General features: G+C 66.5%; 15 protein-coding genes and 2 tRNA genes. 7 read left to right on the top strand and 10 right to left on the bottom strand.

The window, feature by feature from the left end; translation table 11 throughout:
- Positions 1-6 precede the first annotated feature (6 nt).
- A complete protein-coding gene (locus tag C1A30_RS01500; protein ID WP_101946625.1) occupies positions 7-756 on the top strand; it encodes an MmpS family transport accessory protein in 750 nt (249 codons plus the stop codon).
- Here the strand turns inward: C1A30_RS01500 and C1A30_RS01495 are convergent.
- On the bottom strand, positions 753-2,003 hold the full coding sequence (locus C1A30_RS01495; RefSeq protein WP_101946506.1) for an MFS transporter: 1,251 nt from the start codon (positions 2,001-2,003) through the stop codon (positions 753-755). The two genes, C1A30_RS01500 and C1A30_RS01495, sit on opposite strands and share 4 nt — an antisense overlap.
- A gap of 24 nt (positions 2,004-2,027) precedes the next feature.
- Between C1A30_RS01495 and cmrA the strand changes: the two genes are divergently transcribed.
- Entirely contained in the window at positions 2,028-2,834 is an 807-nt protein-coding gene (gene cmrA, locus C1A30_RS01490) for a mycolate reductase (RefSeq protein WP_101946505.1), read from the top strand.
- An 83-nt stretch (positions 2,835-2,917) separates the two neighbouring features.
- Here cmrA and C1A30_RS01485 read toward each other — a convergent pair whose 3' ends face one another.
- The gene (locus tag C1A30_RS01485; protein WP_101946504.1) at positions 2,918-4,492 is read right to left on the bottom strand and encodes a helicase HerA-like domain-containing protein; all 1,575 of its coding nucleotides are present in this window, start codon (positions 4,490-4,492) and stop codon (positions 2,918-2,920) included.
- An 80-nt stretch (positions 4,493-4,572) separates the two neighbouring features.
- Between C1A30_RS01485 and orn the strand changes: the two genes are divergently transcribed.
- Both orn and C1A30_RS01475 read left to right on the top strand, forming a co-directional pair.
- Positions 4,573-5,220 (top strand): oligoribonuclease, encoded by a 648-nt coding sequence (gene orn / locus C1A30_RS01480; protein ID WP_101946503.1) that lies wholly within the window; start codon positions 4,573-4,575, stop codon positions 5,218-5,220.
- A 31-nt stretch (positions 5,221-5,251) separates the two neighbouring features.
- Positions 5,252-5,324, top strand: a tRNA-His gene (locus C1A30_RS01475).
- A gap of 49 nt (positions 5,325-5,373) precedes the next feature.
- Here the strand turns inward: C1A30_RS01475 and C1A30_RS01470 are convergent.
- Both C1A30_RS01470 and C1A30_RS01465 read right to left on the bottom strand, forming a co-directional pair.
- The gene (locus tag C1A30_RS01470; RefSeq protein ID WP_101946502.1) at positions 5,374-5,697 is read right to left on the bottom strand and encodes a hypothetical protein; all 324 of its coding nucleotides are present in this window, start codon (positions 5,695-5,697) and stop codon (positions 5,374-5,376) included.
- A 246-nt stretch (positions 5,698-5,943) separates the two neighbouring features.
- Positions 5,944-7,170, bottom strand: coding sequence for an Ig-like domain-containing protein (locus tag C1A30_RS01465; RefSeq protein ID WP_101946624.1), 1,227 nt, complete (start codon positions 7,168-7,170; stop codon positions 5,944-5,946).
- A 159-nt stretch (positions 7,171-7,329) separates the two neighbouring features.
- On the opposite strand from C1A30_RS01465, the gene C1A30_RS01460 reads away from it, so the two are divergent.
- Positions 7,330-7,405: transfer RNA gene (locus C1A30_RS01460), tRNA-Lys, on the top strand.
- Positions 7,406-7,705: 300 nt separating this feature from the next.
- Here the strand turns inward: C1A30_RS01460 and C1A30_RS01455 are convergent.
- Positions 7,706-8,920, bottom strand: coding sequence for a serine hydrolase (locus C1A30_RS01455; protein ID WP_101946501.1), 1,215 nt, complete (start codon positions 8,918-8,920; stop codon positions 7,706-7,708).
- 415 nt (positions 8,921-9,335) lie between these two features.
- Positions 9,336-9,530 (bottom strand): hypothetical protein, encoded by a 195-nt coding sequence (locus C1A30_RS35325; RefSeq protein ID WP_142392528.1) that lies wholly within the window; start codon positions 9,528-9,530, stop codon positions 9,336-9,338.
- 115 nt (positions 9,531-9,645) lie between these two features.
- On the opposite strand from C1A30_RS35325, the gene C1A30_RS35505 reads away from it, so the two are divergent.
- A complete protein-coding gene (locus tag C1A30_RS35505; RefSeq protein ID WP_160112668.1) occupies positions 9,646-9,804 on the top strand; it encodes a hypothetical protein in 159 nt (52 codons plus the stop codon).
- A 656-nt stretch (positions 9,805-10,460) separates the two neighbouring features.
- On the opposite strand, the gene C1A30_RS01445 is transcribed toward C1A30_RS35505, so the two are convergent.
- Positions 10,461-10,688, bottom strand: a complete 228-nt coding sequence (locus C1A30_RS01445) for a DUF3618 domain-containing protein (RefSeq protein WP_101946499.1) — start codon at positions 10,686-10,688, stop codon at positions 10,461-10,463.
- 99 nt (positions 10,689-10,787) lie between these two features.
- Between C1A30_RS01445 and bcp the strand changes: the two genes are divergently transcribed.
- Positions 10,788-11,261, top strand: a complete 474-nt coding sequence (gene bcp, locus C1A30_RS01440; protein ID WP_101946498.1) for a thioredoxin-dependent thiol peroxidase — start codon at positions 10,788-10,790, stop codon at positions 11,259-11,261.
- On the opposite strand, the gene C1A30_RS01435 is transcribed toward bcp, so the two are convergent.
- From C1A30_RS01435 to C1A30_RS01425, 3 genes are read right to left on the bottom strand one after another with little or no spacing between them, the layout of a single operon-like run.
- Positions 11,238-12,584 (bottom strand): dipeptidase, encoded by a 1,347-nt coding sequence (locus C1A30_RS01435; RefSeq protein WP_101946497.1) that lies wholly within the window; start codon positions 12,582-12,584, stop codon positions 11,238-11,240. The genes bcp and C1A30_RS01435 overlap by 24 nt on opposite strands.
- Positions 12,585-12,594: 10 nt before the next feature.
- Positions 12,595-12,987, bottom strand: a complete 393-nt coding sequence (locus tag C1A30_RS01430; RefSeq protein ID WP_067805904.1) for a holo-ACP synthase — start codon at positions 12,985-12,987, stop codon at positions 12,595-12,597.
- A 15-nt stretch (positions 12,988-13,002) separates the two neighbouring features.
- The gene (locus C1A30_RS01425; RefSeq protein WP_101946496.1) at positions 13,003-22,221 is read right to left on the bottom strand and encodes a type I polyketide synthase; all 9,219 of its coding nucleotides are present in this window, start codon (positions 22,219-22,221) and stop codon (positions 13,003-13,005) included.
- Positions 22,222-22,531: the final 310 nt, after the last annotated feature.

The raw sequence follows: 22,531 nt of genomic DNA, 5'->3' as shown, positions 1-22,531 counted from the left end.
GTGGGTATGACGGATTCACCACGCCGCGACGGGCCCGAGCCGTTTCCTAACAGCTATCCCGGATACAGCGATCCGGCATATGCCAGTCAGGCGCCGTACGGCCCCACCTACCAGGCGCCGGTGAACCCGGCGCCGACTGAGCGGCTGTCCGGGTATCCGCCCTACGGCTACGACCCCTACGCGACCGGCCAATATGGCGGGCAGTATCCGCCAGGAGCGCCGCCTCCGCAGGAGCCGGAGGGTCCGAAGTCGCCGCGGTGGCTGTGGATCGTCGCGGGCGTCGCGATCGTCACGGTGATCGGACTGGTGATCGCTTTGGTGATCGTCAACAGCTCCAAGCAGGACACCGTGGTGGCGCCGCTGCCGTCCATCCAGGAGCCGACCACCACCCGGCCGACACCCACCACGACGCCGCGCCCGACCATCCCCGTCTTCCCGCTGCCGACGGTGCCGAGCACCCCGTCGCCCACCAGTCCGTCGACGCCCGGCGCCACCCAAACGGTCGTCTACGACGTGGCGGGCGACGGACGCGCCATCAACATCACCTATGTCGACACCGGTGGTGTGTTGCAGACCGAGTTCAACGTGATGCTGCCGTGGAGCAAGGAGGTCGAACTGGCAGATCCTGCCGAGGACTCCGCAAGCGTCAGCATCATCAACGTCGGGCGGGAAGTGAGTTGCTCGATCACCGTCGACGGGGTCCAGGTCCAGCAGCGCACCGGCGCAGGGCTGACCATCTGCACGGCGGTCGGTTAGACGACAGCGTGCCTGCGCGGCACCTGCACGGCGACCATCGCCGCGAAACCTATTGCCAGCACCAGCATCAGCCCCGCTATGCCCGCGCGGTCAGCTCCGAAGACGGCGACGAACGTCGAGAACGCCAGCGGTGCCAGCGGCGCGACGGCGCGGCCGGTCATCGTGTACAGCCCGAACGCGACGCCCTCCTTGCCGTCGCTGGTCATGCGCAGCAGCAGGGTGCGCGCCGACGCCTGGGTCGGCCCGATGAACAGGCACAGCAGCAGGCCGCACACCCAGAATGCGGCGGCACCCGACGATGCCATCAGCGCGGTCCCGACGGCGATGGTGGACGCCAGCGAGGTCAGGATGACGGTCTTGGATCCGACGCGGTCGTCGAACAGCCCGCCGAGCACCGCCCCCGTCGCGGCAACCACGTTGGCGAGGATGCCGAACAGCAGCACGTCGGACGCCGAGACGCCGTAGACGTTGACGCCCAGCACCGCTCCGAAGGTGAAGACGCCGGCCAGACCGTCCCGGAACACCGCGCTGGCGAGCAGGTAGTAGACGAAGTTGCGGTCGCGCCGCCACTCGCCGACCAGGTCGGCCCACAGCTTGCGGTAGGCGCCGAGCACCCCCACCGCGGAGTGCGGCGCCCGCACCAGATCGACCGACGGCGGGGCCGCGATGAGCACCGGCAGCGCGAACACCGCCATCCATCCGGCGGTGAGCAGCATGGCGGCGGGCACGTTCTGACTGCCGTGTGACATGAAGCCCGCGTAGACGATGGCCAGCAGTGTCATGCTGCCGAGATAGCCTGCTGCCCAACCGAATCCGGACACCCGACCCGACGTTTCCGGGGTGGTGAGCTGGCGCAGCATGGCGTTGTACGGCACGGTGGCGAGGTCGTTGCACGCCGCGGTGAAGCCCAGCAGCAGTAGGCCGGCCAACAGGTAGTCGACGTCGTCGCGGATCAGGCTCATCGACGCCGTCAGCGCGACCACCATCGCGGTGAGCAGTCCCAGGGTCTGACGGCGCCGGTGCGGTCCGTCCACCCACACCCCGATAACAGGCGCCAGGAGGGCGACGACGACGCCCGAGGCGAACAACGCCCAGCCGAGCAAGCTCGCCGGGCTGGTGTCGCCGGGCAGGTCGTCGCCGACGTCGCGGGTCAGGTACACGGAGAAGACGAAGGTCACGACGATCGCGCCGACGCCGGTGGAACCGCAGTCCCACAACGCCCACGCGAGCACTCGCAACCGGCTCATGCACGTCAAGATATAGTCCGGCCCATGCCAGTACCCGGTCCCAGCGCCGATGCCCGTGCCGTCGTCACCGGTGCCTCGCAGAACATCGGCGAGGCGCTGGCCATCGAACTCGCCGCCCGCGGCCACCACCTGATCATCACCGCGCGCCGGGAGGACGTGCTGCGCGCATTGGCAGACCGGATCACCCAGCAGTTCGGGGTGACCGTCGAGGTGCGACCGGTGGACCTGGCCGATCCCGAGCAGCGGGCCAAGCTGTGCGACGAGTTGGCCGCGCGCGAGATCTCGATCCTGTGTGCCAACGCGGGCACGGCGACGTTCGGACCGGTGGCGTCGCTGGACGCGGCGGGCGAGAAGGCCCAGGTGCAGCTGAATGTGCTTGGCGTGCACGACCTTACGCTCGCAGTGTTGCCCGGCATGGTGCAGCGCGGAGCGGGCGGGATCCTGATTTCCGGTTCCGCCGCAGGCAATTCGCCGATTCCGAACAACGCGACGTATGCGGCCACCAAGGCCTTCGCCAACACGTTCAGCGAGTCGCTACGCGGCGAACTCAAGAAAGCGGGCGTGCATGTCACGCTGCTCGCGCCAGGCCCGGTGCGCGAGACGCTGCCCGCCGAGACCGAGCAGTCGCTGGTGGAAAGGCTGATCCCGGACTTCCTGTGGATCTCGACGGAATACACGGCCAAGTTGTCGCTGGATGGCTTGGAGCGCAACAAGATGCGCGTCGTGCCGGGTGTGACGTCGAAGGCGATGTCGGTGGCGTCGGGCTACACGCCGCGCGCCATCGTGACGCCGATCGTCGGCGCGGTCTACAAGAAGCTCGGCGGCGGCTAGCGGCACCCGTTCCCGCCCAAACGGACAAATGGGCGCGAAAGTGCGAGTAGTTCACGCCATTTCGTCGATCTCGACGCGACGCGCTAGCGGCGCCGACGGCCGGTGCCGAAAATGCTGCGGGTGATCTCGCGGCCTGCGACCGTGGCGGCCGACCGCAGGAAGCTCTTGAACGCCGAACTCTGCAGCACCTCAGCCACCATGCTGCCCTCGACCGCGTCGCGGCTCTTCGCCTGGCCCTCGGCGCTGGCTGCTGGCGGCGGCTCGACCGGCGGCGGCAGGGGCGCATCGGCGGGCGGCGGCGCCACCTTGTTCTGCAAGATCTCGTAGGCCGACTGGGGGTCGATGGTTTGGCCGTACTTCGCCTGCAGCGGACTGGCTTTCGCGGCGGCGGCGATCGCGTCGGTGCCGATGGCACCCATCAGCGACCGCGGCGAGCGCATCCTGGTCCACGCCACCGGCGTCGGCGCACCCTTCTCGGAGAGCACCGTCACGATCGCCTCACCGATGCCCAGCGACGTCAGCGCCTTCTCGAGGTCGTAGACGTCGGTCTTGGGGTATGTCCGCACCGTCTTGGTCAACGCCTTCTGATCGTCGGGCGTGAACGCGCGCAGCGCGTGCTGGATGCGCGCGCCCAGTTGGCTCAGCACGTCGTTGGGCACGTCGGTGGGCAGTTGGGTGCAGAAGAACACGCCGACGCCCTTGGACCGGATCAGCTTGACCGTCTGCTCGACCTGCTCGAGGAAGGCCTTGGACGCGTCGCTGAACAGCAGGTGCGCCTCGTCGAAGATGAACACCAGCTTCGGCTTGTCGACGTCGCCGACCTCGGGCAGGGCGGTGAACAGATCGGCCAGCACCCACATCAAAAACGTCGAGAACATCACCGGACGCGCCGCCTGATCGCCGAGTTCAAGCAACGTGATGACGCCGCGGCCCTGCGCATCGGTGCGCATCAGGTCGCTGGGCTCGAGTTCCGGCTCGCCGAAGAAGGTGTCGGCGCCCTCGGCCTCCAGGTTGATCAGCGCCCGCAGAATCACCCCGGCGGTCGACGCCGACACCGCGCCGATGGCCTTGAGTTCATCCTTGCCCTCGTCGCTGGTGAGGAACTGGATGACGGCGCGCAGGTCCTTCAGGTCGAGCAGCGCCAGTCCCTTCTGGTCGGCCCAGTGGAAGATCAGGCCGAGAGTCGACTCCTGGGTTGGGTTGAGCCCCAGCACTTTTGACAGCAGAATCGGCCCGAAGCTGGTCATCGTCGCGCGGACCGGAACGCCGACACCCGATGTACCGAGGGACAGGAACTCCACCGGGAACGCCGTCGGTGCCCAGGAATCGCCGGTGTCCTTGGTGCGCTGCTCGATCTTGTCGCCCGGCTGACCGGGCTGCGACAGGCCCGACAGGTCGCCCTTGATATCGGCCATCACCACCGGCACGCCCGCCGCCGACAGCTGTTCGGCGATCACCTGCAGCGATTTCGTCTTGCCGGTGCCGGTAGCACCCGCAACCAGGCCGTGGCGGTTGACCGTGGCCAGCGGAATCCGCACCTGCGCGGCGGCGTCGCAAACCCCGTCGACGACGACGGCGCCGAGTTCGAGCGCCGCCCCTTCAGTGGCGTAACCTGCGGCGATCTGTTCTGCGGGGGTGGCTGCCGACTCCGTCGTCATAGCTCGAACCCTACTAAGCTTCGGCGCGCTCGGGCGGGTGTGGGCCGCTGGTTGTCGTCGGACGGCTTACTGTTGCCCCTGTGCGCGACGAATTGGTGTGGATCGATTGCGAGATGACCGGCCTTGACCTCAAGACCGACTTGCTCATCGAGATCGCGGTGCTGGTGACCGATGCGGAGCTGAACATCCTCGGCGACGGCATCGACGTGGTGATCCACGCCGACGACGCGGCGCTGTCGTCGATGATCCCGGTGGTGACCGATATGCACACGCGCTCGGGGCTGATCGAGGAGGTGCGCGCGTCGACGGTCGACGTGGCAGCCGCCGAGGAACTGGTCCTGGACTACATCCGCAGCCACGTGAAGCAGGCCAAGACCGCTCCCCTGGCCGGAAACTCGATCGCCACCGACCGCGGGTTCATCGCCCGCGACATGCCCAAGCTCGACGACTTCCTGCACTACCGGATGATCGACGTCAGCTCCATCAAGGAGCTGTGCAGGCGGTGGTATCCGCGCATCTATTTCGGCCAACCCGAGAAGGGGCTGGCACACCGCGCATTGGCGGACATCCACGAGTCGATCCGCGAACTGCAGTACTACCGCCGCACCGCATTCGTGCCGCCGCCCGGACCGTCGACCAGCGAGATCGCCGAGGTCGCCGCCGAACTGGGGCCCCCGAACGGCGCGGCGGAGGATATGGATTCGGCCGCAGAGCGCCCCAGCGGCTAATATCAACGGCGCCGCGTGGTTTGCGGCGATGGTGGCTGTAGTTCAGTTGGTAGAGCACCAGGTTGTGATCCTGGCTGTCGCGGGTTCGAGTCCCGTCAGCCACCCCGGTCGGCCGGAGGGCGTAACCCGCCCTCCGGCCTTTTTCACATCCGGTTACTTCTTACCGAAGCTGAAGAGTCCCTTGAGCGCGCTGGACACCAAGTTCGAGGTAGCAGTGGCAGCCGTTTGAGCACTCTGGGAGCCGGCGACCACAGCCTGCTGGTAGGTCTGGGAGCCGGCCACCACAGCCTGCTGAACCGTCTGGGAACCGGCCACTACCGCTTTCTGCACAGTCGTGCTGGCGGCGGACTCAGCATCGCCGACGGGATCGGCGAAGGCCATCCCCGCTGGCGCTCCCAGCAACAATCCACCGGCGATCAAACCGACTCCTGCAGCCTTCGCCACGCTATGGCCGAAATGCTTCGCACTCTTGCTCATTGCAAACCCTCCCTATCCCCGCTGCACCGACTGAGCGGGCCTAAGCATCAGGATAGGCGATTTACAGCAAAATAAAACATAGTTGCCTGCACTAAATTTTTGACGTGTCTTTCATTTGCCAACGACGGCAATTAATTATCCGACGGGCAAATTAATTTCCCGCTCCGGAAGACCGCGCCCGTGCGTCGCCACATGCGGGGGCTTCGGCGCAGTAACCCGCGCTGAGCTGGGCGAAAAGCATCGGCCTCAGATGGTGGCGTTGCCGGCCTTCCACTGCTCCCAGGGGATGTTCCAGTCGCCCAACCCATCGGTTCCCGGCAGCACGGAGCCCACCGTGTTCACGATTTCGACGACGTCGCCGCGTTTGGCGTTCTGATAGAACCACTGCGCATTGCTCGTCGAGACGTTGATGCATCCGTGGCTGACATTGCTGTAGCCCTGGCTGCCCACCGACCACGGGGCGGCGTGCACGAATATGCCGCTGTAGGAGATCTGGGTGGCGTAGTCCACCTCGGTGCGGTAGCCGTTGGGCGAATTGGCCGGCACGCCATAGGTGGACGAATCCATCACCATGTGGCTGAACTTGTCGCCGACGATGTAGGTGCCGTTGTTGGTCGGCGTGCTGTTCTTGCCCATCGACACCGGCATGGTCTTGATCACTTCACCGTTGCGCGTCACGGTCAGCGTCTTGGTGTTGTCGTCGACGGACGTGATGACCTCGTCGCCGATGGTGAAGCGGGTGGTGACGTTGTCCTGGCCGAACAGACCGTCGCCCAGATCGACGCCGTAGGTGTTCACCGCGACGTCGACTGTGGTGCCGGGCTTCCAGTAACTCGCTGGGCGCCAACGCACTTCGCGGTTGCTGAGCCAGTAGAACGCGCCCTCCACCGGAGGGTTGGTCTTGATCTTGATGGCCTTCTCGGCTGCCGCCCGATTCGAGATGTTCTCGTCGAACCGGACCGCGACAGGCTGGCCGACGCCGACCACCTCGCCGTCGTTCGGCAGCACGTAGGGCATCGTCAGGTTTTCCGGCGAATGCGTCTCGAAGGTCATCTGCTGACTGGTGGCCCCGCCCAGACCCAGTGACTGCGCGCGCAGCGTGTAGCGCTCGTTGTAGTCCAACGGGTCGATCGTCGACCACACCAGACCGTCGCGGCTCAACTGGCCTGCGACCGGGGTGCCGTCGCTTTCGTTGACCATCGACACCGCGCCCAGCACGCCGTCCTCGGCGCTGACCGTGACGGGCGATTCGACGCTCACGCCGACGGCGCCGTCCTTGACCGACGCCGAGAGCTTGGGCACCAGCAGATCGCCGTAGGGCGTGCCCTTGTCCGCGATGACCTGAGGCTGCGCAGGGGCGGTGGGCTTACTGCCGCACGCGTCCAATGTGAGCATCATGGCGGGAATCAGGGCTGCGACCGCCAGCCACGCACCCCACCGACGCGGACGGGCCGCCGTTCCGACCTGCCACATACTTTGCTCCACTTCCCACCCATGACCCATAGACTGAGGATTCTTGGCAATAGTCTAAGGGCAAATTTTGCCAGCGGCGCAACGCCGGCGTCGCTCCCAGCGGCGGCACGCGGGCTTGATTTCACCCTTGCCGCAAGGCCTGTTATTGTCGCACACGCAGCGCCGTTAGCTCAGTTGGTAGAGCAGCTGACTCTTAATCAGCGGGTCCGGGGTTCGAAACCCTGACGGCGCACCACCTCATCGTCGCGCTACTCGGTACCCGAACCGGCTTCGAGACGCCAGAAAGCCTCTACAGAGGCTGTCGAGGCTGTCGCAGTCCAGCAGTGAGCGGACCCGGTAGTAGGTGAGATCGCGATCCCAACACGTTCGGCGGGACATATGTCTGCCTCGCCGCTTCGGACCCGATCGATGCTCCTGTTTCACCGTTGAGTCGCGACTCGCGCCGCCCGATTTTGAAGAACAGTTGTTGGCGGGGGTGCCAGCCTGACGAACTCCCCCGCCATGACATCTTCTGCACAGTTCCCGAGCCCCCTTTTCACGGATGGCTTGGCGTTAATGATTCGGTCAATATCTTTTGGATATCCGCGAAGGCCTTCTGGCTGGCCGCACCTTCCCTCTCGTAGAGTGCGCCGTTCGGCCCGCGCCAGTTGCAGTTGGTGAAAAGGACGAAGCCGACTTCCGTGGAAGGATCGAACCACATGGAGGTTTTGACTCCAGGATCACCGCCGAAATGGCCGATGGCGCCTTTCCGGTGGTCCCAGTATATTCCGTATCCTTCCGTACCGGACATCATGTCATGAAACGACTTGCGACGCAGCAGTTTGCTTTCGCCTTTGTACCCGCGGATCATTTCCGTGAGGAACCGACCCATGTCTTCGACGCTGCTGATTAGACCGCCATCCGGGTAACTGCTGAAGGCATACCAGGGAATCACCTTTTCGCCCATGTAATGCGTGGCGTACCGGCTCTTGTCGATCTCTGATAGGAACCAGGCGGAGTCTGTCATGCCAACGGGTTTCAAAATCCGCCTATCGGTGTAGTCGGCATAGTTCTCCCACGTTACGCACTCGACGACATACGCGGCCAGCGCCGCTCCGAGGTTGCTGTATTCGAACTGTGTTCCGGGCCTTTGATTGAGGAAGTTGCTTTCCTTGTACCAAATCCCATCCGTCGAAACAAAGTTTCGGACGAATTGATCGAGGGGTATTCGTTTGTTGCCGGGGTTGAGAAGGTCAACATTGGCAAGGTTGCCGCGCCCAGTCGGCACCGACTCCTGCAGAAAATAGTCGTAGCGCCAGAACTCTTCGGTGTCCTGGAGCGTTGAAGTGTGTTCGGCGAGATGGCGTATGAGAATCGGCTCATTGGGAAAGTACGGATTCACAACTTTGAACGGCAAATAGCGACTGACATCGTCGTCGAGCCTGATTTTGTTCTCTTCCACCAGCTGCATGAGGGAAATCCCAATGAGGGTCTTGGAAATTGAACCGATGTTTTGCAGGCTTTTTTTGGTGTACGGGATCTTCTTCTCGATATCAGCGTAGCCATAACCCTTCTCGAACAGGACCCCATCGCCGGTAACGACGGACACGCCGAATCCTGGAAGATCTCCGCGACTGGCAATCTCACTCAGCTTTCGATCCAGTTCAGGCGAAGTGTGTCCGTGCGTCGGCGGCGTTTCTTGGACAGAGCACCCCAGGTGAAGGACCACCAGCGGCAGGATAAGCAGCAAAACCAACATCCGTGACTTCATGGCACCACCGGCACCTCAGTTCTGTCCGGTCAGACGGCTTCGATCTCCACATCAATATCCTCCGGACGGAGGTCGGTCAACAACCTGAGCTAACTCTGCGTAATTCAGCAGTACGGCGCCGGCCGTTGCGGCGCACCATCACTGGGTCACGTTCGGTGTGAGATCGATCCCGATGCGCTCAGTGGGTAGACACCCGCGCATACCTTCCGATGCCTCTTAATCAGCGGGCCGGGGTTCGACACCCTGACGGCGCAGAGCGCAAACCCCTCCAGCCAGATGATCTTGGTGGGGGTGATGCCGGCTCATCCGCAAAACTAACGGTTTCGTGAAAATTAGCCGAGTTTCGTTGAACGCCGCTTTTTTCGAGGCCAGATCGTTAACTTGAGCCAAAGACTTGCTTGCTGAGTCGGTCTCACTACAGGTGTCCGACGCCTGGCTGGAAGGAGACGGAGATGTCATGGGCCTTGCGAACGGCGGCCGGGGTCGGCTGCCTGGCGATCTCACTGGCGATCGGATCGCGTCTGCTGAGCACGATTTGAGTCCCCTGATCAATACGACGTGCACTGCCACCGGAGGCCATCGGTTGCCGCACGCCGCTCCGCGTCGTCATCGACTTACGCTCGGTGAAGCTTCGTCCCCGAGCCGCGGCGAGTGAGGCCAGAAATTTGCTTTCACCGGCCGATGACCTGCCCTTGGTGCTTCGATCGGGCGTCCGGAAACCGTTGGTGAAGTCCGTCGATCAGTCGGTGCACTTCATAGAGCTCTCGACGCAGGCTGGCGGCCCGGCGCCGGGCGACCGACGCGGCGTGACCCTGGACCCGTCGGCCGCGGTGTTCTGCGGACTCGACCTTCCTCGAGATCTCGTCGACGTGGGCGTGCAGTGATTGCAACAGCGCAAGAGCCTGCGCTGTATCGGGGTCATCGATCACGCGGAAATCATCGCACTTACCACGACCGCAAGCGCGCTGGGGTGAAATCAGCAAACCCGCCTGCCAGCGACGCGCAAAGCCGGACTGCCGGGATAGCCACTGCTCGGGGCCCGCGTTTCGGACCATCGGTCGACGCGTCGGCCAGCCCCCCAAGCAACCCTCCGATCCTTGCGTCAGCTACGATCACGCAGTAGCCTATTTACGCACACGAAAAATTTCGTGATTTGGCTGAACGAGGTTCGTTGAATGTGCTACAGCTCCCGTAACCGAACTTATGCTACGAAGCCGTCGGGCATCGTAGCTGGTAACGGGTGTGTGGGTTCATAGCGAATTATGCTGCATAAAAGGGTGCAAGAATGCTAGCCTTCGGTTAGCTGCGACAAATTACATGGCTCCAAAGCGTCATGTTCACTACGAAACGAGGTCTTAGCTGTGGCCAGCTCCGACGCATCGCTCACCGCGGGCGTGTCCGGCGCGGGAACAGCTGACGACGTAACTGCGCAACGACCGGTCATGGTCTACACGTGCAGTCGCCTCGGACGTGTCGCCAACCCGCCCAGCTTCTCCTTCGCTGATTGGTTCCGTGCTGCGCGGCGGCGCTGACCCAACCTTCAGTCTCGCCGGATACGGCGAATGACCACGATGACGAACACAGCGCCGGCGCCTGCCAGCGTCACAGCAACCGCGGGCTTCTTTACAAAGCGCAGTGCGGCCGCCTTGATGTCGTCCGCGATTTTCTGCGGATTGGCGCGCTCGGCGAGGGTATCCACGGTCGCCGCCAACTGATCACGCGCCTGATCGATGTCCCGCTTGATGGTGTCGGGATCGCGGTCCGCCACTTGCTGCCTCCAAGCCACTCCATGAGCGTCGCCTTGCCGCACTACCCTAGTTCAGCCTGCACTCGCCGGAGTGCACCGGTCGAAGAAGGGACTTTCCGCATGCCGCAAACCCCGCGACTCGAAGTGGGTGACAAGGCCCCCGCGTTCAGCCTGCCCGACGCCGACGGCAACACCGTCAAGCTCTCGGACTACCAGGGCCGCAGGGTCATCGTGTACTTCTATCCGGCCGCCTCCACCCCCGGATGCACGAAGCAGGCCTGCGACTTCCGCGACAGCCTGAGCGAACTCAACGGCGCCGGACTGGATGTCATCGGCATCTCCCCCGACAAGCCCGCCAAGCTGGCCAAGTTCCGCGACGAGCAGAAGCTGACGTTCCCGCTGCTGTCCGATCCGGACCGCAAGGTGCTCACCGCGTGGGGTGCCTACGGCGAAAAGACCATGTACGGCAAGACCGTTCAGGGGGTGATCCGGTCGACGTTCGTCGTCGACGAGAAGGGCAAAATCGCCGAGGCGCAGTACAACGTCCGCGCGACCGGGCACGTCGCCAAGTTACGGCGAGACCTGTCCGTTTGAGCCGAGGTGGGCCAGTAGCAGCGCCTCGGCGGTGGCGGCCCGTTCGAGCACGCCGAGATGCAGGCTCTCGTTGATGCTGTGCGCCTGAGTCTGCGGATCCTCGACGCCGGTGACCAGGATCTTGGCCGACGGGAACGCCTCGGCGAACTCGGCGATGAACGGGATCGACCCGCCCACCCCGGTGTCGACGGCCTCATTGCCCCAGGCCTGCCGGAATGCCGCGCGCGCGGCGTCGTAGACCGGCCCGCTGGCGTCGATTGCGTAGGGCTGGCCGAGGTCGCCGGGGGTGACGGTGACCTTGGCACCCCACGGCGCGTGCTCTTCGAGGTGACGGGTCAGCGCCGTTAGATGTTCGCGCGCGTCGCCGCCAGGAGCGACACGCATGCTGACCTTCGCGCGGGCCCGCGGAATCAACGTGTTCGACGACTTGTCGATCGACGTGGTGTCGATGCCGATCACCGTGATCGCCGGCTTGGCCCAAAGCCGTTGCGGCACAGAGCCTGAGCCGATCTCCGAGACGCCGTCGAGCAGACCGGCCTCCTCGCGCACCCGCTCCGGCGAGTAGTCGACGTCAGCGGCGGTGCCTTCGTACAGTCCGGCCACCGCGACGTTGCCGTCGTCGTCGTGCAGGCTGGCGAGCAGACGCACCAGCACGGTGATCGCATCGGGCACCACACCGCCCCAAAGTCCGGAGTGCAGACCGTGATCCAGCGTTGCGACCTCGACGATGCAGTCCGCCAGGCCGCGCAGCGACACGGTCAGCGACGGCACGTCGGTGCTCCAGTTGTCCGAGTCGGCGATGACGATGACGTCGGAGGCCAGCACGTCGCGATGCGCGGCGAGTAGACGCGACAACGACGGTGAGCCCGACTCCTCCTCGCCCTCGACGAAGACCGTCACGCCGACCGGCGGTTGGCCGCCGTGCGCCCCGCAAGCCGCCCAATGCGTTGCGATGCCCGCCTTGTCGTCGGCAACGCCGCGGCCGTAGAGCCTGCCGTCGCGCTCGGTCGGCTCGAACGGCGCGGTATGCCACTGCGCGTGGTCGCCTTCGGGCTGCACATCGTGGTGGGCGTACAGCAACACCGTCGGCGCCCCCGGCGGCGCGGGATGGCGTGCGATGACGGCGGGCGCGCCGCCTTCGCTGACGATCTTGACGTCGCCGAACCCGGCCTCCGACAACAGCTTTGCCACCGCGTCGGCGCTGCGCTGCACTTGCGGCCTGCGGGCCGGATCGGCCCACACCGATTCGATGCGCACCAGGTCCTCCAGGTCGCGCCGCACCGAAGGCAGCACCTCACGCACCCGCTCCACGAGATCACTCATGGAGCCGAGACTAGCGCTCCTCGAGGATGGCGACCGCCGCGGCGGTGTCGGCCTCGTGGGTCAACGACAAGTGGATCGTCACGTCCTTCAGATGCTCGGCGATGGCACCGGTCAACCGCACCTTCGGCCTGCCCCACATGTCGGTGATCACCTCGATGTCGCGGTGGATGCCCTCGGGCAGCACCGGCCGCTTGGAGAACCGCGAACCGGACCACGCCTTGATGACGGCCTCCTTGGCCGCCCACCGCGCGGCCAGGTGCCGCGCCGCGGACGAGCTCTTGTCCGCGGCGTCACGCCGCTCACCGGGCGTGAACGTCTCGGCGAACACCGTCCCGGGCTGGTCGACCTGCTCGGCGAAGTCGGGGATGGAGACCAGGTCGATCCCCACCCCGACTACCGCCATGCCGGAGACGCTATCTCACCATGCATAGACGTCGCCGTCGCCCAGCCTCGACTCGGGATCGAGCAGCATCTCGGCCTCCTGCCGCTTCTCCGGCGCCTCGTGGCTGAACCGGCGGTCGGCAGGCCTCTCGTACAGCGACGGGCCGCCCGCGATCGCTGATGCCAGCCGATGCTGACCGGCCAGCACCCTGGCCTCGAACCGCGCTTGGTAATCCGCGCGCTGCTCGGGACTCAGCGAGGCGATGAATGCCTGCGGGTGCACCAACGCGATCAGACCGGACACGTGACCGAACCCAAGGCTGGTGATCAGGCCCGCCTTCAGCGGGAACTTGTCGCCCAACCGCAGGGTGTCGCGCAACCAGACCAGATGCGCCGCGGTGGCCATCTCCTCGTCGACGCAGTCCAGGCTGCGGTTCGGCGGAATGACGCCGTCGCGCAGGATCTGGCACAGCCCCATCATCTGGAAGGCCGCCGCGCCACCCTTCGAGTGACCGGTCAGGCTCTTCTGCGACACCACGAACAGCGGTGCCCCCGCAGAGCGGCCCATCGCGTCGGCGAGCCGCTCGTGCAGCTCCGTCTCGTTGGGATCGTTGGCCAGCGTGGAGGTGTCGTGCTTGGACACCACCGCGATGTCGTCGGGGCCGACGCCGAGCTTGGCGAGCGAACGCGCCAGCTGCGACTCGCGACCGCCGCGGCCGGCGGCCAGCGCACCGAGGCCCGGTGCCGGAATCGACGTGTGCACACCGTCGCCGAACGACGACACGTAGCCGATCACCGACAGCACCGGCAGACCCATCTGCAATGCGAGGTCGCCGCGGGCCAGCAGGATGGTGCCGCCGCCCTGGCCCTCGACGAAGCCGAGCCTGCGTCGGTCGTTGGCACGCGAGAACTTCCGGTCGCTGATGCCCTTGGCGCGCATCATCTCGGTGTCGGCGGTCGCCGCCATGTCACCGAAGCCGATGATCGCCTCGAGCGTCAGGTCGTCGTAACCGCCTGCCACGACGAAGTCCGCCTTGCCCAGCCGGATCTTGTCGACGCCCTCCTCGACCGACACCGCCGCGGTCGCGCACGCGCCGACCGGATGGATCATCGCGCCGTAGCTGCCGATGTAGGACTGAACGACGTGTCCTGCGTATACGTTCGGCAGGACCTCTTGCAGGATGTCGTTCGGCTTGTTCCTGCCGAGCAGGTTGCCGTGATACATGGTCTGCATCGACGTCATGCCGCCCATGCCGGTGCCCTGGGTGTTGGCCACCAGGCTGGGGTGCACCCAGCGCATCAGCTCTGTCGGCGTGAATCCCGCCGACAGGAACGCATCCACCGTGGTGACGAGGTTCCAGATCGCCAACCGGTCGATCGAGTTCATCATCTCCTGGGTGACGCCGTAGACCATCGGGTTGAACCCGGTGGGGATCTGCGCGCCGACCGTGCGGGACAGCTTCGTCTTGCGCGGCACCCGGATCTCGGTGCCCGCCTTGCGGGTGACCTGCCAGTCGCCGCTGTCCGGCACCGGTGCGATGGCGGTGTGCTCCGGATCGAACTGAACGAACTGACGCGCCTCCTCCTCGGACGACACCACGAACGTGAAGTCCTTGTCGAGGAACACCGAAACCAGCAGCGGCGCAGCGTGATCGGGGTCGATCGCGCCGTCGTCGACGAACTCGCGGATACCGACGCGCTCGACGACGGCGTCGTGATAGCGCTCCACCAGCTCACCCTCGTCGACCAGCTCGCCGGTCTGCGTGTCGTACCAACCCGGTGTCGGGTCGTCTTCCCACTTGACCAGGCCAGTGGTCCACGCCAGCTCGAGCACGCCCGCCGCCGACAACTCGTTGTCGACCTCCATCTCGAAGCGGGTCCGCGACGAGCCGTACGGGCCGAGTTCGGCGCCGCCGACGATCACGACCAGATCGGCCGGGTCGACGTCGAGGTCGTCCCATTCCGGCGCCGGTGCGGCCTGGTAGCCGCGCGGCGGCGACGGCAGCGCACGGATGGTGCCCTCCTCGTCGGACTCCTCTGTGGCCGCCTCGCCCAGCATGTCCTCGCGGGCCTTGCTGGCCAGCTCGGCCAGATCGAGCTCCACCTCGGCGAGCCCGCCGGTCAAATCGACCTGCAACGGCTCACGGGCAGCGGCGACCTTGGACTCGATGTCGCACAGGCCCAGCAGCATGCTCGCCATCTCGTCGGTGGTGTACGTCGTCACGCCCGCCTCTTCGACCGCGTCGACGATCACGTCGTTGTGGCCCATCAGGCCGGTGCCCTTGGTCCAGCCGATCAGGGCGTGCGCCAACGAAACCCGCTGCGCCCATGACGATTCGGCCTTCCACCGCGACACCACCGCGTCGAGCGCGGCCTTGGCTTCGCCGTATGCGCCGTCGCCGCCGAACATGCCGCGGTTCGGCGAACCGGGCAGCACCACGTGCAGACGCGCGGCGATATCGCGTTCCGCACCGATGTGCGACAGCCCGCCGATGAGCCGCTGCACGGCCCACAGCAGCACCTTCATCTCCATCTCGGCACGTGACCCGGCGTCGGACAGATCGCCGGCCACCCGCGGCGCCGCGAACGGGAACAGCAGCGTCGGCGTCAACGCGTCCTTGAGGTGAATCGACTGCGGCCCAAGGCTTTCCGTCTGCTCCGTGCCGACCCACTCGACGAGCTTGTCGATGTCGGTGTAGGAGGCCATGTTCGCGGGCACCACCCACAGCTTCGCGTCGAAGCGGGCGTTGTCGCGATACAGGTTGCGGTAGAACGCCAACCGGTCGTCGTCGAGCTTGGACGTCGTCGCGATCACGGTCGCACCGCCGTCGAGCAGTTGCGCCACCACCGATGCGGCGATCGATCCCTTCGACGCACCCGTGACGACGGCGATCTCGTCGGTGTAGCGACCCTTGCCCGGGTTCTCCGCACCCGCCGCGGCGCGGCCGTACAGCGAGGCGTGGATGTTGCGGCCCGCGGCCAGGGCCTTGCCCTGCCACCATGTCGCCTGCGTGCCAACGACATTGCCGGCACCCTCGAACCGCGTGGACAGCCGCTGCCAGTCGGCGTCGATCTCGCTCTCGTCGAGCACCCACAGCTTTGCCAGGTCCTCACGCGCGCTCGCCCAGCGGTCGTCGAACAGCACCGCCTTGCGGCCGTCGAACGCCGGGGCCACCAATCGCGGCCAGTCCGAACCGAGTTCGGCGGTGACCAGGTCGATGAGCTCGGCGTCGGTGGCCTCTGGCACAGGGACCGGAGTGTCGAAGCCGAGTTGGCCGAGGATCATGCGGGCCGCCGAGGCGAGCACGCCGTTGCGGCCGGTGACCTGTTCGGCGAACTCGCCGAGCGCGGCGGAATCCACCACGCCGCCACCGCCGCCTGCTGCCGATGGCAGCGACACCGGAACACCCTGGCGGGCACCGACCGCCGCGACGGCGGCGTCGATGACCTTGTCGACGGTGGCCGCGTCGGCGAGCGCGCCGTCGTGCAGGCCGCCCAGCTCACCACCGCGGACGCTGGAGCCCTCGCGGGTGCCCAGCGCCACCTCGACCGTCACGTGCTTGGCCCAGCCGTCACCGAGTTCCCAGGTCTTCTTGACCCGCTCGGTGATGTAGGCCGGACGCTTGCCGGACGGGCCGAGCACCGTGCGCAGCTGATCGTTGATCGCGTCGGAAAGCACTGGGCCGAACGGCTTGTAGGTTCGGGCCAGCTTGGTGACCTGTCCCTTCAACCCGGCCAGATCGGCTTCTGCGGCACCGTCGATGGCGCCGAGATTCAGCTCGGAGCCGAGGTCGACCAGCAGCTGGTTGCGCCGCGACGACGCACCGTCGGTGATCGACTCGATCGAATCCAGCGGCTCGATCTGGTCGATGCGCATCTTCGCCGACAACGCGATCAACGCCATGGTGGCGTCGGCGGCGTCGTAGCCGAGGTCATCCGGGCGCGGGCCACCCGAAGGTGCCGCAGGTGCCACGGGCGCAGCCGGAGCCGCCTCGACGGGGGCTGCCTCCGCAACAGGGGCGGCCGGCGTCTCGTCGCCGTCGTCCTCGGGCTCGGGGTCGGTGTCGGTCGCGAACAGCACGGCCGCATCGCGCTCGGAGTTCAGCACCTCCGTTGTGTTGTGCGAATACTCGGGCAGCTTCAGCGTGTTGGTGGCAAGCCCGGCGACGGTCGGCGCCGACTTGACGCCGATCTCGACGAACCGCTCGATGCCGAGACCGCCCGCAGCCTCCTCGATGAAGAGCAGGTCCTGGGTTTCGATCCAGCGCACCGGGCTGGCGAACTGCCACGCCAGCAGCTCGATGACGATCTTGCGGCACAGCTCGGCCGGCTTCTCGTTCCGCCACGTGTCGTAGTCGTCGAGGATCTCGTCGAGCGGCTCGGCGGGTACCAGGTCCCGGATCTCCTGGACGAAGTCGCGGTCCAGCGTGAACGGCCGCGGCACCAGGTTCGGAATGTACTTGCCGACAATCAGATCGGGATCCTGGTCGCGCGGCATGACCCGCTCCAGCGAGCGCCGGAAGTCGGCGACACCGACCCGAAGCACCGAGGAGTGGAACGGCACATCGATGCCCGGCACGAGGATGAACGACCGCTTGCCGCCGGTGATCTCGCGTCGCCGCTCGACTTCTTCCTCGAGCGCTTCCAAACCGCGCACGGTGCCTGCGATGGCGTACTGCGAGCCGCGCAGGTTGAAGTTCACGATCTCCAGGAATTCTCCGGTGCGCTCGGAGATGTCGGCGACGAACTGCTTGACGTCGGCATCGTCGAGGTCGATCTGCGACGGCCGGATCGCGGCCAGTCGGTAGTTGGACCTGCCGAGGTGATCACGCGGCACGATGTCGTGCATCTTGCTGCCACGGTGGAACACCACCTCCAGCAGCGCCTCCAACTCGTAGACGCCGGAAACGCATGCCAGCGCGGTGTATTCACCGACGGAGTGGCCGCACGCGATCGCACCCTCGACGAACGCGCCCTGTTCACGCATCTCGGCCACCTGTGCCGCGGCCACGGTTGCCATCGCGACCTGGGTGAACTGCGTCAGGAACAGCACGCCGTCCGGGTGGTGGTAGTGCACACCGCTGGCGATCAGACTGGTCGGGTTGTCGCGCACCACATGCAACACCGAGAAACCCAACGTGTCACGGGTGAACTTGTCGGCGGCGTCCCACACCTTGCGGGCGGCCTTGGACCGCGCGCGGACCTCCATGCCCATGCCCTTGTGTTGGATGCCCTGGCCGGGGAACGCGTAGACGGTCTTCGGGGCGGCCAACTGCGCGGTGGCCGACATCACCAGTTCACCGGCGACTTTCGCACTGACCTCAATGATCTCTGCGCCACGGTCGATTCCGACGCGGTCGACGCGGAAATCGATCTCGTCGCCGGGCATCACCATGCCAAGGAAGCGCGACGTCCAGCCGACGACACGGGCGGGCGGAGCCGGCTTGCCGTCGGTCGCGGTGACGACGTGCTGCGCGGCGGCCGACAGCCACATGCCGTGCACGATGGGCGATTTCAGACCGGCCAGCAGCGCGGCGGCGCGGTCGGTGTGGATCGGGTTGTGGTCCCCGGACACCACGGCGAACGCGCTCATGTCGGTCGGTGCAGGCACCGTGACGTCACGGCGACGGCGCCGCGGCGTGTCGGTCGCGTTGTCGGTCATCGCACCGCCCGCGCGCGGCGGGTCGGCCAACTCGGCGGTGCCGGTGCGGCCGCGGATCGCGAACCGCTCCTCGAGCGTCGCCAGCTCCGCGCCTGCCGAGTCCCTGATGATCACCGAGACCGGGATCACCCGGCCGTATTCGGTGTCGGTGGCCGCGGAAACCGTTGCGGTGACCGTCAATTCGGCCTTGGTCTTCGGCATCGCCGTCAGCAGGTGCGCGGCGTGGTCCAGATGCACCAGGCTCAGCAGGCCCTCGACGACGGGGAAGCCGTCGTCGGTCACGGCCGACCCGATCGCGGCGAACACCGCGGGCCAGCAGTGCCCGACCAGCGCGTCGGGCACCAGCGTCAAGCCCGGCGCCAGCGGCGCCCCGAACGTTGCCGTGACGCCGGTGTGGTCGGCGACGGCCTCGGGGTCCCAGTCGACGGTGACGGTGGCGGTGCCGTCCTGCACGGGCGGAAGCGCGTCGGGTCCGTCCACGCCGGCGGCAATCGCCAACACCGACCGCATCGCGGTCGACGCGTCCTCGACAGTGACGACCGGCATACCGCCGTTGACCGTGCACGGGGGAAGCGTGAAGCGGATGTCGATCCAGATGTCGGACAGTGGAACGCTCAGCGTCACCGCATCGCCTGCCAGCTCCAGCCGGGCACCCGTGGACGGGTGGGTGGCATTGCGGTTTTCGTTGACCTGCCACTCGTCGGGCGCACCGATGCGGTGCACCGGGTTGATCGCGGTGCGACCGGCCCACAACACGTCGGGCGAGTCGAGCACCACCGCGAGCGGACCGGTGATGTCGGCGCGGGCCTGGCGGCGGGAGACCACCGCGACCGGCTGACCGTCGGTGGCCAGCGCGTGGTCGATGGCGGCCTGCTCGAAGCGGTCGAGCAGTTCACCCACCGGCTCGTCGACGCGGGTGATGCCCGCGACCGACTGCGTGCCGGGAATGATGCAGACCTGATCGGCGGTGTAGCGGGCGTCGTGCGCCTGCCACAGCGAGTCGCTACGCCACCAGCGGCGCACGTCCTTGTCGATGACCGGGACGAAGTTGACCGGCTTGCCGATCAGCTTGCACAGCGTCACGAACCACGGCACGTCGGCCGGGTGCAGCTTGAGTGTCTCGGCCTCGGGGTAACGCGCCACCAGCGTGGCGATTGCCTCGTCCGGATTGTCAAGCAGCGCAACGTCATTGAAGAGCGTCTCGATGCGGCCGGAATCCTGCGGGTGCAGCCGGGCCTCGGCACGCTCCAGCATCTGCTCGAACCGGTCGCGCCAGGTGTCGGCCAGCCACGGGCTGTTCGGCAGCTTGGTGTCGGCCGTGCTGTCACCGTCGCCGATGGCCAACTCGACGTAACGACGCAGCCACTGCGCGTAGGTCATGTCGCCGATGTCGCCGAAGTACGGCTTGCAGGTGGCGGCCATCGCGGCGATGATCTCGTCGCGCCGGTCGGCAACAGCGTCCGCGTCCCCGGCCACCTCGTCGAGCAGCTGGCCGCACCGCGAGGCGGCGTTGTCGATCTCGTGGATGTCGGCGCCGAGCTGGCTGCGGCTGGAAGCCATGCCGCCCTTGGCTTTTCCTGCGCTGATCCAGTGGTCGGTGCCGGTGGTCTCGACCAGCCTCTGCTTGACCGCGGGCGAGGTGGTGGACTCCAGCGTCGCCATCGCGGCGGTGCCGACCAGGATGCCGTCGACGGGCATCGCCGGGAATCCGTACTCCTCGGCCCACGCGCCCGACAGGTACTCGGCGGCCCGCTCCGCGGTGCCGATGCCGCCGCCGACGCAGACGGTGATGTTGGACAGCTTGCGTAGCTCGGCATACGTGGCGAGCAGAAGGTCGTCGAGGTCCTCCCACGAGTGGTGGCCGCCTGCGCGACCGCCCTCGATGTGCACGATGACGTCCTTGCCAGGCACCTCGGCGGCGATGTTGATGACCGACTTGATCTGGTCGATGGTGCCCGGCTTGAACACCACGTGGCTGATGCCGACGCTGTTGAGCTCGTCGATCAGGTCGACGGCTTCCTCGAGGTCGGGAATGCCGGCCGACACGACGACGCCGTCGATCGGGGCGCCCGACTGACGGGCGCGCTGCACCAACCGCTTCCCGCCCACCTGCAGCTTCCACAGGTACGGGTCGAGGAACAGCGAGTTGAACTGCACGGCGCGGCCCGGCTCGAGCAGCTGGGTCAGCTCGGCGATGCGGTCTTCGAAGATCTCCTCGGTGACCTGGCCGCCGCCTGCCAGCTCGGCCCAGTGGCCCGCGTTGGCGGCCGCCGCGACGATCCTGGCGTCGACGGTCGTCGGGGTCATGCCCGCGAGCAGGATCGGCGAGCGTCCGGTCAGCCGGGTGAATTTGGTCGACAGCTTCACCGAGCCGTCGGGCAGCTTGACGGTGGTCGGCTTGTAGCTCGACCAGGCTGGCGGCACCTCGGGCTCGGCGCCAACGGTGAACAGGTTGCGCTGACCCACCCGCGTTGCTGCGGGAACGAGGCCGATGCCGAGGCCGCGGACCACCGGCGCGGTGACACGGGTAGCGGTGTCGCTCGGACCCAGGTCGACGATCCACTTCGCGCCGGAGTCGTGCAGCCGCTCGATTTCGGCCACCCAGTCGACGGGCTTGACGAAGACGGCCTCGGCGAAGTGATGGGTGAGTTCGGGATCGATGCTGGTGCGAGCGGCCCACTCGTCGATCAGGTCGACGGCAGGCGCGAGCCGCGGCGTGTGGAAGCCGACCTCGACCTGGATGCCGTGGAACACGGGCGAGAAGACGGCGCCGCCACGGATCTTGTTCGTGCGCTCGGCTTCTTCTTTCTCGGTGATCTTGCTGCAGTACAGCTCGAAGCGGCCGAGCTGCTCGGGGGTGCCGGTGATGACGACGGAGCGCCTGCCGTTGCGGATCGACAACACCGGCGGCAGCACGGTGCGGACGTCCTGCGAGAACTCCTCGAGCAGTTCGGCGATGCGCTCGGGATCGGCGTTGGTGACCGAGACCATCGGCGACTTGTCGCCGCGGCCGACCATTCCCCGCCTGCGCGACATCAGCGATCCGGCGGCGCCCATCAGCTGCAGGATCGCCAGCAGCTCGGCGTCGCGGGCGCCCTGCGCCTTGAGCGACTCGCACGCCACGATGCCCTGCGAATGCCCGGCCATGGCCACGGGCGGGGTGCCGTACAGGTCGAGGCCTTGCCGGATCACGGCGCGGGTGGCGGCCATCTGGGTCAGCAGGATGCCCGGGCCCGAGATGGCGATGCTCATCAGCTGCTTGGCGGTGGGCAGCTTCTCCTCGGCGGCCAGCGCACGGACCCACTGCAGCGGCTCGAAGCCGATGGGCCGGACCACGACCAGTTCGCGGGCCACCGGTTCGAGCAGCAGCGCGGCCTCACCGACGATCTCGCTCAACTCCGATTCGATGCCCGCGGAGCTGACCAGCTCCTCCAGGTTCTCCAGCCAGGAGCCGCCCTGGCCGCCGAAGGCGACCGCATAAGGCTCTCCTGCATTCAAACGATCGACCAGGGCAGATGCAGAGGGAAACGCGTCGGTGTTCTCGCTGGCGGCGTGGCGGCCGGTGGTCACCCTGCTCTGTTCATTGATCGTCACGTCTCGTTATCTCCCTCGCTGCTGTCTCGCGCGTATCGCTCGTCGTCTGCGGCTGTCGTCTTTGGAACTCTCGGATGGCCCGCGCTTACGCTGCGCAGGTCGGGCGATTCGGCGTCGAATCCCGGCTGGGTCGCGCGCGTCCTACTGGACGCTCCAAGCCTCTCCAGCCGTACTAAGAGTGTCATAAGAGACTGCACCATTTTCGCGCCCCAAATGGTTACTGGCGAGTTCTACGCATGGGTAACCGGAGGTTCGGTAACACCGGCCCGCATTCGGCCCGAAGGCATGCGGGACAAACGTCCTGTTGGCG

The sequence above is a fragment of the Mycobacterium sp. 3519A genome, assembly GCF_900240945.1.
Classification (GTDB): domain Bacteria; phylum Actinomycetota; class Actinomycetes; order Mycobacteriales; family Mycobacteriaceae; genus Mycobacterium.
This window is presented reverse-complemented; position numbering and strand designations above follow the sequence as displayed.